The organism is Amycolatopsis sp. A1MSW2902 (assembly GCF_017312175.1).
Taxonomy (GTDB): domain Bacteria; phylum Actinomycetota; class Actinomycetes; order Mycobacteriales; family Pseudonocardiaceae; genus Amycolatopsis; species Amycolatopsis nivea.
Window position 1 is genome coordinate 817,558 of sequence record NZ_QJPO01000003.1, and the last position, 12,615, is coordinate 830,172.

At 68.8% G+C, this 12,615-nt stretch carries 18 protein-coding genes; 14 read left to right on the forward strand and 4 right to left on the reverse strand.

Going from position 1 to position 12,615, the window contains the following annotated elements:
- Positions 1-56: 56 nt before the first annotated feature.
- Positions 57-1,211, reverse strand: coding sequence for an epoxide hydrolase family protein (locus DMP23_RS46725; RefSeq protein ID WP_337825115.1), 1,155 nt, complete (start codon positions 1,209-1,211; stop codon positions 57-59).
- A gap of 82 nt (positions 1,212-1,293) precedes the next feature.
- On the opposite strand from DMP23_RS46725, the gene DMP23_RS46730 reads away from it, so the two are divergent.
- The 3 genes from DMP23_RS46730 to DMP23_RS46740 all read left to right on the forward strand — a co-directional run bounded on the left by DMP23_RS46730 (position 1,294) and on the right by DMP23_RS46740 (position 4,480).
- Entirely contained in the window at positions 1,294-1,857 is a 564-nt protein-coding gene (locus DMP23_RS46730; protein WP_337825116.1) for a CGNR zinc finger domain-containing protein, read from the forward strand.
- 260 nt (positions 1,858-2,117) lie between these two features.
- Positions 2,118-2,915: a helix-turn-helix transcriptional regulator gene (locus DMP23_RS46735; RefSeq protein WP_337825117.1), complete on the forward strand. Its 798-nt coding sequence runs from the start codon at positions 2,118-2,120 to the stop codon at positions 2,913-2,915.
- Positions 2,879-4,480: a recombinase family protein gene (locus DMP23_RS46740; RefSeq protein WP_337825118.1), complete on the forward strand. Its 1,602-nt coding sequence runs from the start codon at positions 2,879-2,881 to the stop codon at positions 4,478-4,480. Before DMP23_RS46735 ends, DMP23_RS46740 begins: the two co-directional genes overlap by 37 nt.
- Here the strand turns inward: DMP23_RS46740 and DMP23_RS46745 are convergent.
- Together DMP23_RS46745 and DMP23_RS46750 are read right to left on the reverse strand one after the other, a co-directional pair.
- Complete coding sequence (locus tag DMP23_RS46745) at positions 4,477-4,764, reverse strand: hypothetical protein (protein ID WP_337819730.1); 288 nt, start codon at positions 4,762-4,764, stop codon at positions 4,477-4,479. The genes DMP23_RS46740 and DMP23_RS46745 overlap by 4 nt on opposite strands.
- Before the next feature lie 98 nt (positions 4,765-4,862).
- Positions 4,863-5,303, reverse strand: coding sequence for a helix-turn-helix domain-containing protein (locus DMP23_RS46750; RefSeq protein WP_337819731.1), 441 nt, complete (start codon positions 5,301-5,303; stop codon positions 4,863-4,865).
- Between the two features lie 171 nt (positions 5,304-5,474).
- On the opposite strand from DMP23_RS46750, the gene DMP23_RS46755 reads away from it, so the two are divergent.
- From DMP23_RS46755 to DMP23_RS46795, 9 genes are all read left to right on the forward strand, one after another.
- Positions 5,475-5,702, forward strand: a complete 228-nt coding sequence (locus DMP23_RS46755; RefSeq protein WP_337819732.1) for a helix-turn-helix domain-containing protein — start codon at positions 5,475-5,477, stop codon at positions 5,700-5,702.
- 332 nt (positions 5,703-6,034) lie between these two features.
- Positions 6,035-6,601: a hypothetical protein gene (locus tag DMP23_RS46760; protein ID WP_337819733.1), complete on the forward strand. Its 567-nt coding sequence runs from the start codon at positions 6,035-6,037 to the stop codon at positions 6,599-6,601.
- Positions 6,601-6,816 carry a hypothetical protein gene (locus DMP23_RS46765; protein WP_337819734.1) on the forward strand — a complete coding sequence of 72 codons (216 nt, stop codon included), beginning with the start codon at positions 6,601-6,603 and terminating at the stop codon, positions 6,814-6,816. Before DMP23_RS46760 ends, DMP23_RS46765 begins: the two co-directional genes overlap by 1 nt.
- Positions 6,813-7,490, forward strand: coding sequence for a lambda exonuclease family protein (locus DMP23_RS46770; RefSeq protein ID WP_337819735.1), 678 nt, complete (start codon positions 6,813-6,815; stop codon positions 7,488-7,490). Before DMP23_RS46765 ends, DMP23_RS46770 begins: the two co-directional genes overlap by 4 nt.
- The gene (locus DMP23_RS46775; protein ID WP_337819736.1) at positions 7,490-8,011 is read left to right on the forward strand and encodes a hypothetical protein; all 522 of its coding nucleotides are present in this window, start codon (positions 7,490-7,492) and stop codon (positions 8,009-8,011) included. Before DMP23_RS46770 ends, DMP23_RS46775 begins: the two co-directional genes overlap by 1 nt.
- Complete coding sequence (locus DMP23_RS46780) at positions 8,011-8,445, forward strand: hypothetical protein (protein ID WP_337819737.1); 435 nt, start codon at positions 8,011-8,013, stop codon at positions 8,443-8,445. Before DMP23_RS46775 ends, DMP23_RS46780 begins: the two co-directional genes overlap by 1 nt.
- Complete coding sequence (locus DMP23_RS46785; protein WP_337819738.1) at positions 8,442-8,663, forward strand: helix-turn-helix domain-containing protein; 222 nt, start codon at positions 8,442-8,444, stop codon at positions 8,661-8,663. The genes DMP23_RS46780 and DMP23_RS46785 overlap by 4 nt, the downstream gene beginning before the upstream one ends.
- A complete protein-coding gene (locus tag DMP23_RS46790) occupies positions 8,660-9,739 on the forward strand; it encodes a DNA cytosine methyltransferase (protein WP_337825119.1) in 1,080 nt (359 codons plus the stop codon). The genes DMP23_RS46785 and DMP23_RS46790 overlap by 4 nt, the downstream gene beginning before the upstream one ends.
- Before the next feature lie 69 nt (positions 9,740-9,808).
- On the forward strand, positions 9,809-10,036 hold the full coding sequence (locus DMP23_RS46795) for a hypothetical protein (protein WP_337825120.1): 228 nt from the start codon (positions 9,809-9,811) through the stop codon (positions 10,034-10,036).
- Between the two features lie 823 nt (positions 10,037-10,859).
- Here DMP23_RS46795 and DMP23_RS46800 read toward each other — a convergent pair.
- Positions 10,860-11,198, reverse strand: a complete 339-nt coding sequence (locus tag DMP23_RS46800; RefSeq protein ID WP_337825121.1) for a hypothetical protein — start codon at positions 11,196-11,198, stop codon at positions 10,860-10,862.
- Positions 11,199-11,508: 310 nt separating this feature from the next.
- Between DMP23_RS46800 and DMP23_RS46805 the strand changes: the two genes are divergently transcribed.
- Together DMP23_RS46805 and DMP23_RS46810 are read left to right on the forward strand one after the other, a co-directional pair.
- The gene (locus DMP23_RS46805; RefSeq protein ID WP_337819743.1) at positions 11,509-11,766 is read left to right on the forward strand and encodes a hypothetical protein; all 258 of its coding nucleotides are present in this window, start codon (positions 11,509-11,511) and stop codon (positions 11,764-11,766) included.
- Positions 11,763-12,548, forward strand: a complete 786-nt coding sequence (locus DMP23_RS46810) for a hypothetical protein (RefSeq protein ID WP_337819744.1) — start codon at positions 11,763-11,765, stop codon at positions 12,546-12,548. Before DMP23_RS46805 ends, DMP23_RS46810 begins: the two co-directional genes overlap by 4 nt.
- The last annotated feature ends 67 nt before the right edge of the window (positions 12,549-12,615 follow it).

The window sequence follows — 12,615 nt, forward strand, 5'->3', positions numbered from 1 at the left end:
ATCGGAATCGCTGATTCACCACACCAGCCGCCGCCGGGCCGGACCCCTGCCATTTGTCACCCCCGCAGCACGGCGGCGAGCCCCTCCCGCAGATCCCGGACGAAGTACTCCGGGACCTCCAGCGACGGGAAATGCCCGCCGCGTTCCGGCACGCGCCACCGGACGATCTGCCGGAACCGCTCCCGTGCCCAAGGACGCGGGGTCTTCTCCGTGTCGCGGGGGTACATGGTGATCGCCGCCGGAACGTCCACGCGAAGCTCGGGGTCCAGCGAATTGTGGCTCTCGTAGTAGATCCGGGCCGCCGACGCCCCGGAGCGCGTCAGCCAATACAGCGTGACGTCGTCCAGAACGCGGTCCCGGGAAATCGTCTCGAACGGACTGTCCTCGGTGTCCGACCATTCCGCGAATTTGTCCACGAGCCAGGCGAGCAGCCCGACCGGCGAGTCGACGAGCGAGTACCCGATGGTCTGCGCCGCGGTCGCCTGGAGTTTCGCGTACGCTCCGCGACGCCGCCAGAACTGGCGGGTTTCCTCGGTCCACCGGCGCTCGTCCGCGGTCAGGCCGTCCGTCGGCAGCCCGGGCGGGGCTTCCGCGAACAGCGTGTGGACGCCCAGAACCCGTTCCGGGAACCGGCCGGCGAGAATCGTGGTGATATTGCCGCCCCAGTCGCCGCCGTGGGCCAGGAACTCGCGATATCCGAGCCGGTCCATCAATTCCACCCACGCGGCCGCGATCTTTTCCGTGCCCCACCCCGTCGTGGCCGGTTTGTCGCTGTACCCGTATCCGGGCAAGGACGGAACCACGACGTGAAACGCCGGCGCGCTGGCGTCTTCGGGATCCGCCAGGTCGTCCACGATGTCGACGAACTCCGCGACGCTGCCCGGCCAGCCGTGCGTCAAGATCAGCGGGACGGCGTCCGCGCGCGGGGACCGGCGGTGCAGGAAGTGGATCCCGAGACCGTCGATGACCGTCCGGAACTGGCCGATCCGGTCGAGGCGCTCCTCGAACGCGCGCCAGTCGTACTCGGTGCGCCAGTAGTGCACGAGATCGACCAGATCGGCGAGCGGAACGCCCTGGTCCCAGCGGCGGGAACCGCGCACTGTCTCGGCCTCCGGAAGCCTCGCCGCGGCGAGCCGCGCCCGGAGATCGTCGAGGTCAGCGTCGGTCGCACGGGCTTCGAATACTGCTACTTCGCTGGTCAGAGCGGTCATGGGTCCTCCTCGGGTCGCTGGAACCGGCTTAGACGGTTCTAGCAGCCGCCCGCGTCCGAGCGCAACCGGCTAAGCTGGTTCCATGCCTGCCGCGTTCCCTGACTTCCGCCTCGGCACCGTGCTCGCGACCAGCTTCACGGCGACCCTGACCGAGCGCTGCGGCGATTCCGTCGAGCGCATTCCCGTCCCGCAGCGGCTCGCCGATTGGCTGGCAGTGAGCGGCCTCGCCGTGGAGTCCTGCACCGACGAGCAACTCGAGCTCGCCCGGGAACTGCGGGAGTCGATTCACGCCGCCGCGACCGCTGCCGCGCTCCAGGAGCCGCTCCCCGCCGCCGCGGTCGAGATCATCAATGCCCGCAGCGCGCAGGGCCAGGCGTCGGCGGTCCTGACGCCAGACGGCAAACCGCGCTGGCAGCTCAACCCGGCGACCGCCGTGGAGGACGCTCTCGGGGTGATCGCTGCCGACGCGATCAGCATCATTTCGGGTGAGCGGGACGGCAAACTCGCCTTGTGCGCATCGCCGACCTGCCAGGCCGCGTTCTTCGACACCAGCCAGAGCCGCACCCGCAGGTGGTGCGACATGAACACGTGCGGGAACCGGCAGAAGAAGGCGCGCTTCAACGCGAATCGCGCGGCGGCGAAGTGAGCAGCTTGCGCGGCCGATCCCCGTTGAACATCCGAGCTAAAGCTCGCAATGTAGGGGTGACCAGCGAAAACCTGGCTCCCTTTTCTCGCCGGATGACCACTGTCGGGGAACTGTAAGCCGCCCGTCGCCGCAGCGAATTCCCCACGGTTCCGCGCTCGCCCGCGTCACCTATCCACGTCCTCGGTCCCGCCGATGGCGGACGCCCCGGAATTGTCGGTCCCCGGATCTACCATGGCGGGCACATCCGAGGAGGTGTGCACATGCGGGACGCCGTGCTGGAGGCTGCGAGGTTCCTGACTGCCGGACGCACCCGGCAGCTCACGCTCGAGGACGTGGCCGACCACGTCCGCTACAGCCCGTTTCACCTGGCGCGCGCGTTCGAGCGGGAGATCGGCCTGCCGCCGGGGAAATTCCTTGCCGCGCAACGGTTCCAGCTCGCCAAGGAGTTGCTGCTGGACACCGGTGAAAAAGTGGTCGACATCTGCCACGAGGTCGGGTTCTCCGCGCCGGGCACGTTCACCACGCGGTTCACCGCGGCGGTCGGGGTGAGCCCGCACCGGTTCCGGCAGCTGCCCGGCCTCCTCGCCGAGCACCCGCCGGAACCGGTACGGGTCGCGGGCCCGGATTGCGCGGGCGGAGCCGTCACCGGCCGCGCGCTGCTGAGTCCGGCGGCGGTCGCCGCGCTCGACGGAGCCCCGGCGGTCTATGTCGGACTGTTCGCCGCGTCGTCCGCGCGCGGCGTCCCCGTCAGCGGCTCGCTCCTCGGGCCGGATCTGGAGTTCGCGCTCGTCGACGTGCCCGCTGGCACCTACCGGTTGCTGGCCTGCGCGCTGCCATCAGCTGCCGATCCGCGCGCGCAGCTCGCGCCGAGCGTGCAGGCGGTCGGCTCGGCCGCCCGGCCGGTGCGGATCCGGGCCGGGCCGGTGCCGCTGCGCCAGGACGTCCGGCTCGACGTCGCGCCCTCGTGGTCGCCTCCGGTGCTGGTCGCGCTGCCCCCGCTGGCGTCGGAGGGAGCGCAAGAATGGAGAGGCGGCGCGCGGCTGGCGAGATTAGGTTGAACCAGGTCACAGGGCCGTTGTCAGGGAGAAAGCATGCCTGGAGTTCGAGTATTGGTCGGCACCCGCAAGGGCGCTTGCTGTCAATACGCACTCTAGGGCAGACTCGTCACGTGACCCAGCATGTGGCGCTCTACCTGCGCATTTCCGAGTCCAGCCCGGACAGCATCGAAGATCAGGAGTACCAGGGGCGCGAGTATGCCGCCTCCCGCTGGCCCGACCTGCCGATCGAGATCTACGCCGAGGACGGGTTCAGCGGCGAGAAGGAAGACGTGATCCGGCCGCAGTACGACCGGCTCCGTGCAGCCGTCGAGCGCCGCGCGGTCGCGCACATCTGGGTCGCCGAGCAGTCCCGCATTGAGCGCAACAAGGTGCGGTGGTTTCACCTCGCCCAAGAGCTGGTAGACGGCGGGGTCCACGAGCTGCACTGCCGCCGCGAGGGCATCGTGCAGGTCGACAGCGAGATCGCGGACATTCGCGCAGTCCTGAACGCGCACGAGGTGCGCAAGCTCCGCGGGCGCGTGAACGACAAGCTCGCCACGAACGCGGCCCGCGGCAACGCGCCCGCCTCGCTGCCGTTCGGCTACCGACGCGAGGGCAAGACGTACAAGATCGTTCCCGAGCAGGCGGCTGAGATACAGCTTGCGGCCAAGCGCGTGCTGTCCGGCTGGTCGATGAAGAGCATCGCACTCGACATGCGAAATCGCGGCGTTCGCAGCGCGCGGGGCGGCAAGATCACGGGGGCGACCGTGAAGGCATTCCTCACGACACCGGCGATAGCCGGGTTGCGTGTCTACCGGGAAGAGGTCGCCGGCAAGGGCAACTGGGAGTACATCATCAAGCCGGCGGAGTGGCGCGCCGTGTGCGCGAAGCTGTCGCGGCCCCGCGTGGTGACGGGCGCCCGCGGGCCCTACGAGGTGAGCCAAGCGTGCCTGACTGGATCCACCGGCCGCAAGTACCTGCTGACGGGCGGTCTGATTGTCTGCGGCGTTTGCAACGCGCAGCTGATCGGATCCCTGAAGACGGTCAAGCCGGTGCCGGGCAAGACGCCACGCGAGCCGAAGCCCTATTTCTTCTGCCACAACGTCAAGGGTGGTCGGGGATGCGTCGCCGCGGTCATGGCCCGGGTGGACGATTACGTGCTCGACCAACTGTGGGAAAAGCTGGACAGCCCGGAGTTCCGCGCGCACTTCGGCGGCGACGAGTACGCCGACCGGCGAGACCAGCTGACCGACGCACTGTCCACCGTGGACAGTCAGCGCCTTGAGCTGGCCGCCGAGTGGGCAACACCCGGCGCGCTGACGATGAGCGAGTGGCGGGAAGCGCGCACGGCACTCGACGCCCAACAGCGAACGCTGATGAGCGAACTCGCGGCGCTTCCCGCACCGCGGGAATCCCTTCCGAACATCGCGGTCGTGCGCGAGGCGTGGCCAGACATGACGCTCGACGAGCAGCGGGCTTTCGTCCGCGAGTACGTCGAGCGCGTCACGCTCCGGCGGCGCCCGACAGGCAAGGGCTCCGGAAACTCTGTCGAACAACGCGTATCCGTCGAGTGGCGGCGGCGCTAGCGCACCACCCGCAGCGGCCGGGGGTCCGCTCCGTCGTTGTCGAGCACATGGATGATCGCGCGGCGCTCGGCGAGGTCAATGCGGCGCGTGATCTCCCGGACGGTGCGCGCGTGCGCCGCGAGCCCGATGGTGGCGACGCCGGACAGGATGAGCGTCGCTATCGACATGTCCCACACTGCCGGGCGGATGAGCTGCGTGCCCTCGACAAAAAGATAGGTGGCCTGGACCACCACGAACGATGCTGCGAGGGCGAACGCCACTGCCAGCCAAACCCGGTAACGCATGCCCGGTTCTCCGTCTCCCCATCTGGATTAGTACATGCGTTCTATATTTCGGCAGATAGCGGGCGTTAACCTGCACCGGAGCGATTCACTCGAACGCCCTAGCGCCCGCTAGCTGCGGTTATCTCGTCGGCCAGCTGCGGGAGCACGCCACGTCGCCGCGCGATCGTCGTCGCCGTCTCGATGGTCGACTCCGCTTCCGCGTCGTCGCCGGCCTCGCGAAGCGACACGGCAAGGTCGAGCAGCGCGCGCACGGCAGCGATTGCATCCGTCCTGCCGTCCGGGCGCCGGATCGGCGCGGGTTCCGCGATCGACGTGGGCTCGTTGCCTCGCTTGATGGCGTCCACGGATCCCGGCTCCCATCGCAGGGCGTCTTCCAGCAGACGTTTGTTCGTAGGCCGCAGGCGGCGGCCGGCTGCTGCTGCGCGGATCGTCTCGCGCGACATGCCCGCGGCGTCGGCCAGCTCGACGAGGGTGAGCCCGAGCTGACTGCGCCGCTTGTCTATCCACCAGCCGAGGCTTTGTTCGGGGTATTCGACCATAACCACAGGGTAACGTGGCAAAACGTGGCAAGTCTAGGTGTGCTCTGGGTCACAGTAGACGTCGTATCGCCACGTCCATGCGTTACTCGGCCATGTTTCGCCACGTTAAATGCCCTGTAACGCCGCTTTCCGCGTTGACGACGTGGCGAAACTGGGCATAACGTGGCGATCATGCGAACGAGAAAGATCGACGGAACCAAGATCCGTCTGGCCCGCGAGGACGCCGGTCTGACCCAAGCCAAGCTCGCCGCGATCCTCCGCATCGCCCCGTCCACGGTCGGCCACTGGGAGATCGGCAACCGCTCGCCCGGCCCCGCCGCCTTCCGCTCCCTGTGCAAGACGCTCCGGGTCACCGCCGCCGACCTCACCGCGGACCAGACCAGTGTCACGGCGGCCTGACCCGTGTCCGGCAAGCGCGCCAACACAAGCTCCGCCAACCGCTACCCCTGCGGCCCGTGCAACGGCAACGGAACGGTGCCAGTCGACCCCAACGACCGGCGCAAGGGCGACAAGCAGTGCACCAACTGCGGAGGCATGGGAACGCTCGGCGGAACCTGAACCGGTCTACGCCTACGAGGATCCGGCAGCACTGGCCCGCGGGGCCCGCATCATCCTCGCCGCGCTGGCCCGACGCGCCGCCCGCGAAGCGCAATCCCCTGCCGCATAAGGAAAAGCCCGCCCCGTGCGGACACACGGAACGGGCTACGACCAAAGGAAAACGGGAAAATCCAATGATCGAATTCGTGCAGTATCTCACGGGCACCCGCGCCCCGCATCGGGCGGCGCTCGAAACGCTGCTCGCCGTCGAATGCGGCGTGCTTGGCTACGCGCCCGACGATGTCCTGTGGCGGACCGATGTCCTGCTCGACCTTGAGCGCGTCGGCCTCACCGCGTGGGACCCGCGGCGCGGCGAATGCATCACCGACACCGGTCGCTCGCTGGTGGTCGGGCTGGCCCGGGTGGACGCCGAGACCGAGTACGCGGTCCGCGCGACCACGACCGGCTACGTGGGCAAGCACCGCAAACACGTTGCCACGGCGCAGCTTCAGTCGGCGGCACCCGAGGATTGCGAAGAGTGCGGGCTCGCCAACCACGTTGTGACGGTGCAGCTGTACCCGCGCCCCGACGAGAGCCGCGCGGACGCTCGCACCGAGCTGCAACGGGTGTGCCACCACTGCGCGTTCGGGTCGCCCGGTCACCCCGAACTTGGCTTGCTGGCCAGGTTGCGGAACGAGCAGGCCGAGGGCGACGACCGCGACATCGAGTTCGAGTTGCTGCGCGACGGGCGGTGGGTGTGATGCCCAGCAACGAGCGAGAAATCCGGCAGATCAAATCGGCGGTCGCGCGCATCGCCGAAATCCGCGACGAGTACTTGGCAGAGGCCAAAAAGGGCGTCGACGTCGCTCACTCCATCGGCGTCGCGCGGGGCGCTAACCACGCGCTGCACGCACTGCACGCGTTCACGGACGGCAAGTACGGCGAGCAGTGGGCACCGGTGGAGTCCCTGACATGACCCTCATCGAATACCCGGACGTGATCCAGGGCTCCGACGAGTGGTACGAGCAGCGGCGCGGCATCGTGACCTCGTCCGTCGTCGGACAGCTCGTCACTCCGAGGACGCGGAAGCCCGCGGCCAACGACCAGAGCCGCGGGATCACCGCGCAACTCGTCGCCGAACGCATCACCGGATACGTCGACCCCACCTTCGTCGGCGACGACATGCTGCGCGGCATCGAGGACGAGCCACGGGCGCGCGACCTGTACGCCAAGGTCTACGACCGCCCCGTCCGCGAGGTCGGTTTCCTGCACCGCAAGGAAACCACGTGGCAGCTCGGCTACTCGCCGGACGGTCTTGTCGGCGACGACGGCCTGATCGAGGTGAAGTCGCGCCGCTCCAAACTCCACCTCCGCACCATCCTCGCGGACGAAGTGCCCGCGCAGTACATGGCGCAGTGTCAAGCCGGTCTGCTCGTCAGTGGCCGGGCGTGGCTCGACTTCATCTCGTTCTGCGGCGGAATGCCGATGTGGCACAAGCGAGTCCTGCCCGACCCGGAATGGCACGCCGCGATCATCGCCGCCGTCGAGCGGTTCGAGGTCGCCGCCGCCGAGATGACCGCCGACTACCTCGCGAAAACCGACGGCCTCCCCGCCACCGAGCGGATCACCCTTATGGAGATGAGGATTTAATGGACCTCTCCGACACCATCGCCCCGACGAGCGACCAGCTCGACGCCGTCGATTTGCTCGGCGGGCCGCGCACGTTCACAGTCGAGCGGGTCACCGCGGGCAACGACGAGCAGCCCGTCAATATCAAGTTCGCCGAGTTCCCGCGAGTCTGGCGGCCGGGCAAGTCGATGCGGCGTGTGCTCGTCGCGTGCTGGGGTCCCGACGCGGCAACGTACGTCGGGCGTCGTGTGACGCTGTACTGCGACACCTCGGTTCGGTTCGGCGGACAGGAGGTCGGCGGGACACGCATCTCCCACCTGAGTCACCTCGACAAGCGGCGGCAAGTGCCGCTGCTCGTCTCGCGCGGGAAAAGTGCCGTGTTCGTCGTGCAGCCGCTCGTCGAGACGGCCGAGTCCCGCATCGCCGAGTTCAAGCGGGAGTGGAAAACCGCCGACCCCGAGCGGCGCAAGGTCATCGAGGCCGAGGTAGCCGCGCTGACCGGCGGCACCGAATCCGCCGAAACCACCGCGGGCGGTGAATGATGGCCGCGCCCCGCAACACGATGGTGATCAAGGCGACCCGGCCCGGGGTCGTGGACACGGGAATCCGGGCGGCGAACGAACCGCCGTTGCTGTCCAAAGAGGACCGGATCATCCGGCGCGTGGTCGCCGAGCACCGGCGCGGCACCTCGCCGCACTCGATCGCCGCTGACCTCACCGCCGACACCGAATACACCACTGTCGCCGAGGTGCGCGCGATCATCGCCGAGCACGCGCCGAAACCCGCCGAGCGGAAGCCGCCGCGCCCGGCCGGGCAGCCGATCGACACGGAGCTTCTGGTCGAGATGTACCAGCGGGGCGACCCGATCGCCGCTATCCGCGCCGAGCTGAACATCGGCCGGAGGACGGTGCACCGGTTGCTGCGCGCCGCCGGAGTGCAGCCCTCACGGGTCAACGGCCATGGGAACAAGCCGTGAGCGGCGACCGGCCGCGGCTGACCGAGCGGGAGCAGCAGACGCTCCGCGGTGCCGCACTGGGCAAGACCAATGCGGAGATCGCCGCCGAACTGTGGCTGTCCGTCGAAACCATCCGCACCCACGCGAAAAGCGTCGTCCGCAAGCTCGGCGCACGCGACCGGCCGCACGCTGTCCACCTTGGACACGTCCACGGCTACCTCACCATGGAGGGCTCATGAAAGCCGGGTCCCTGTTCACGGGCACGGGCGCGTTGGACATGGCGGCGGCCGAGGTGTTCGACGCCGAGCCGGTGTGGTTTGCCGACATCGACCCGGCGGCGTCCGCGCTGCTCGCGCACCGCTACCCGGGTGTGCCGAACCTGCGCGACATTACGGCCGTTGACTGGGACCTGGTCGCGCTGCTCGCCCCGATCGAGTTGCTATTCGCTGGCTGGCCGTGCCAGCCGTTCTCCCTTGCTGGCAAACGGAAAGGTGCCGAAGATGAGCGGGCGCTCTGGCCCGAAGTGGACCGATGCATTCGCGCACTACGACCACGATACGTGCTGTTGGAAAACGTCCCAGCTGTCGTTGGAGCTGAACTCGGACGAGTCGCCGACACCCTGGCCGCGTGCGGGTATCGCTTCGCGTGGGTCTGCCTACCCGCTTCCGCCGTGGGTGCCCCGCACAAGCGCGAGCGGTTCTTCCTCCTCGCGGTTGCTGAAGACGCCGACGCGCAGCTGGCGGTGAACGGCGGGAGCCAGCACCCAGACAAGCGGAAAGCCGGCGGGCACGGGCCGACGCTCGCGGACGAGGTGGAGCATCTGCTGCCGACTCCGCTGGCGAACATGAACGGCCCGTCACAGCGGGAGCTCGACGCCGGAAACCCGAAGAACCGGCTGGAAACAGCGCTACACCTGCTGCCGACACCGAATACGGGTCTCAGCCCGAATGGCCACGGCCGACGCGGCGGCAAGCCAGGGAACGGGCATCAGAGCGGCGCGGACCTGGATGTGGTTGTGAAGATGCTTCCGACTCCGACTGTGGGGGACGCGACGGGGGGACACACAACCACCGGTCACGGCACGCCACTTCTGAACGGGTTAGCCCGACAGTTGTCGACTGGGCTGGCTACACCCCGCAATCCGCCGATGGGAAGCCATCCTCGGACGGCCAGCACCCGCACCTACCGTTCCCGGATCACGCGGCGGACATGTCCTGAATCCCGCGTTGCCCGAGTGGATGATGGGGCTTCCCGCCGGCTGGATCACCGGTGTTCCCGGGTTGTCCCGCGCGCAGCAGCTCAAGCTTGCCGGTAACGGTGTCGTGTGGCAGCAGGCGGCCGAGGCGTACCGGTACCTGCTCGGTGTCCTGAGGGACGCTGCCGCGTGACCGCCGAGGCCGTGTCCGCGTGCTGCCGAGGCGAGATCCCCGCCGACGCCCTCGACACCCGCGACCGCGAAACCGTCGTCGCCCGGCTGCACGCGGCCGGCCTCACCGACACCGAGATCGCCGAGGCAACCCGGCTCACCACTTACACCACTGGTCGCATCCGGGCCCCGGTCGGACTGGCGGCGCACGAGAGAAAGAGAGCACATGCCTTGGTTCGCCGTTGACGACGGTTTCGCCGACCACCCGAAGGCGATCCGCGCCGGTAACGCAGCTCTCGGCCTGTGGGTGCGCGCCGGTGCCTGGTCGGCGAAGCACCTGACAGACGGGTTCGTGCCGGACGAGATCGCGTTCATGCACGGCACGCCGACTCAGGCCGCGAAGCTGGTCCGGGTGGGACTGTGGCGGGTCGCGGAAGGCGGTTTTCCAGTTCCACGACTGGAGCGACGACCGACGCAACCCGACGCGCGCCGAGGTGACCCGTCGACGCGCCGAAAACGCCGCGAGGCAGGCGCGGTGGCGCTCCGGACGGCGCGCGGGCAGCGCGCGAGCCGACTCCGAGCAGCACGGGAACGAATCGGAGAAGCGTCGGAATCGATTGCCAGCAAGGAAAACTCTCAGAAACCGCAGGTAGACGGGGGCAGTAGACGCGTTACTAACGCGCCCGACGACGTTACGTCTAACACTGCCCCCTCCCCTCCCCTCCACTCCCCTCCCAAAGAAGAAAAGACCTTCGCCGATTCCGGCGAGTCCGCTCCGGCAGAGCCGAAGCGACCGACCTACCCCGAAGCGTTCGAGCGAGCCTGGACCGCCTACGGCCGCAAGGGCGGGAAGCGGACCGCGTTCGCCGAGTGGCAGCGCGCCGTCAAGCGCGCACCTGTCGAGCGGATCACCGAAGCGATCCCGCCGTACGTGCACGCGACACCCGAACTGCGGTACCGCAAGGACTTTGAACGCTGGCCTCAAGGGCGACGGATGGGAATCCCAACCGCCCCCGCTGACCAACGCCAACGGCTACGCGCCGTTCGCCTCACCCGACCCCGCCCGCTATCACGAGGACTGGTAACCCACATGGAAACCCTCACCGTCACCGGGGAACTGGTCGACTCCGCGTGGACCGACGACAACCGCGCGCACGGCACCGACACACTCGCCCGCGTCCCGCACCGCTACGCCGACGCCACCGCCGACCACCCCGAGGTGCGCGACTGGTGCGAGCAGCTGCTCGCCGAGGCCGCCCGCACCGCCCGCACCGGCAACCCGGTCATCAAGCGCGGCCCGTCGCTGGCGATCCTCGGCAGCGTCGGCACCGGCAAGACCCACCAGGCTTACGGCGCCGTCCGAGACCTGGCGACCCTCCGGCGCGCAACTCCGCTGGGAAGTCGTCACCGCGGCCGACCTGTACGCCCAGCTGCGCCCGTCGAGCGGAGTGCACGGGCGAGGCCGCGTTCCGCCGGTTTCGCGTACGCGCCGCTGCTCGTGCTCGACGACATCGGCGCGGCCAAGGCGAGCGAGTGGGTCGAAGAGATCAACTACCGGATTATCAATCACCGGTACGAGAACCGGCTCGCGACCGTGATCACCACCAACCTCGCGCCCCGCGACCTCGCGGGCCGGCCTCGGCGAGCGGGTCGCGTCCCGGATCGTCCGAGATGTGCACCCGCGTGGTGCTCGACGGCCCGGACCGGCGGCGGCGCCGGTGAGCGTCGAATCCGAGTGGGCCGAGGTCGCCCGCGCATCCGCCCAGCGACGGCAGGACCGGCGCGCACTGGTCCTCTCCTACGCCGATCTCCGCGACCAGCTATGCCGCGAGCCGATCGGCTACCGCCACCACGACCAGTGGAACGGCTACGCCCCGCCGGGCAACACCGCCCGCGCAATCGCGCTCCGCGGACTCGTCGCCGAGGCCGAGAAGCGCCAGAACGTCCACAACACCACCGAGGAGACAAACCGATGAACCCCGACGAAATCAGCGCGATCGTCCGCGACCCCAACGATCCGCGCTACCCGTGTCGCCTCGGCGTGTTCTGCGATCGCTGCGGAACCGAGTGGGTGGGCGACTTCCTCGTATCTGACGAGGTGTCCAGTCCTGAGCGGTTGAAGATCGTCCGTGATCACGTGAGCGGAAAGCTCGGCTGGGTCTGCGAGCAGTCCGGCGACTTCTGTCCTGCCTGCAACCAACGTCGCCGCGCCGATGCCGCGGAGGCGAAGCTCGCAGACGCTTTGCGGTGCATCAGCACACGCGAGGAGCAGATCACGACCGGCACGAGCCGCCTCGGCGAGATCCGCCGCGAGCGCGACGCCGTCCTGTCGAAGCTCGACGCGATCGCCGACCACGCCGCCGGTTTCCATGCCGCGATGCTCGGCCCGGCCCGCTGCAACCCCGACAGCGTCCGCACCCGCGCGGTGGCTGCTCTCGACGGCATCCGGGACGTGATCACCGACCAGAGCCCGGCCGCTAGCGAACGATCCGACGAGCCCATGACGGACCGCGAGGAGCCGTGCGACTGCCAGCCGTTCGACTTCTGCCCCAAGTGCTGCACCCCCGAATCGCAGGAGGAAACCAGGATCCGTCAGCTGGCCTATTGCGAAGCGTCGGTCCAAGCCTCGACGGATCCGGAAGACGGCGAGCAGTGCAGGGAGCTTCGCGAGCACGGCTCGATCTACTGCGAGCAACACGGCTCGCGCGGCGACCTCGACGCCCGCATCCTCCGCGGCGAGGAGGACGACCGTGCCTAGGAACCGGGCCAGCGCGAAGAAAGCCGGGTCGCTGTTTGAGCGGCAGGTAGCCGACTACCTCGCCCAC

What these genes read in the sequence shown, in the direction of transcription:
- DMP23_RS46725 (WP_337825115.1), bottom strand. Translation starts at nt 1,211, where the DNA reads ATGACCGCTCTGACCAGCGAAGTAGCAGTATTCGAAGCCCGTGCGACC.
- DMP23_RS46730 (WP_337825116.1), top strand. Translation starts at nt 1,294, where the DNA reads ATGCCTGCCGCGTTCCCTGACTTCCGCCTCGGCACCGTGCTCGCGACC.
- DMP23_RS46735 (WP_337825117.1), top strand. Translation starts at nt 2,118, where the DNA reads ATGCGGGACGCCGTGCTGGAGGCTGCGAGGTTCCTGACTGCCGGACGC.
- DMP23_RS46740 (WP_337825118.1), top strand. Translation starts at nt 2,879, where the DNA reads ATGGAGAGGCGGCGCGCGGCTGGCGAGATTAGGTTGAACCAGGTCACA.
- DMP23_RS46745 (WP_337819730.1), bottom strand. Translation starts at nt 4,764, where the DNA reads ATGCGTTACCGGGTTTGGCTGGCAGTGGCGTTCGCCCTCGCAGCATCG.
- DMP23_RS46750 (WP_337819731.1), bottom strand. Translation starts at nt 5,303, where the DNA reads ATGGTCGAATACCCCGAACAAAGCCTCGGCTGGTGGATAGACAAGCGG.
- DMP23_RS46755 (WP_337819732.1), top strand. Translation starts at nt 5,475, where the DNA reads ATGCGAACGAGAAAGATCGACGGAACCAAGATCCGTCTGGCCCGCGAG.
- DMP23_RS46760 (WP_337819733.1), top strand. Translation starts at nt 6,035, where the DNA reads ATGATCGAATTCGTGCAGTATCTCACGGGCACCCGCGCCCCGCATCGG.
- DMP23_RS46765 (WP_337819734.1), top strand. Translation starts at nt 6,601, where the DNA reads ATGCCCAGCAACGAGCGAGAAATCCGGCAGATCAAATCGGCGGTCGCG.
- DMP23_RS46770 (WP_337819735.1), top strand. Translation starts at nt 6,813, where the DNA reads ATGACCCTCATCGAATACCCGGACGTGATCCAGGGCTCCGACGAGTGG.
- DMP23_RS46775 (WP_337819736.1), top strand. Translation starts at nt 7,490, where the DNA reads ATGGACCTCTCCGACACCATCGCCCCGACGAGCGACCAGCTCGACGCC.
- DMP23_RS46780 (WP_337819737.1), top strand. Translation starts at nt 8,011, where the DNA reads ATGGCCGCGCCCCGCAACACGATGGTGATCAAGGCGACCCGGCCCGGG.
- DMP23_RS46790 (WP_337825119.1), top strand. Translation starts at nt 8,660, where the DNA reads ATGAAAGCCGGGTCCCTGTTCACGGGCACGGGCGCGTTGGACATGGCG.
- DMP23_RS46810 (WP_337819744.1), top strand. Translation starts at nt 11,763, where the DNA reads ATGAACCCCGACGAAATCAGCGCGATCGTCCGCGACCCCAACGATCCG.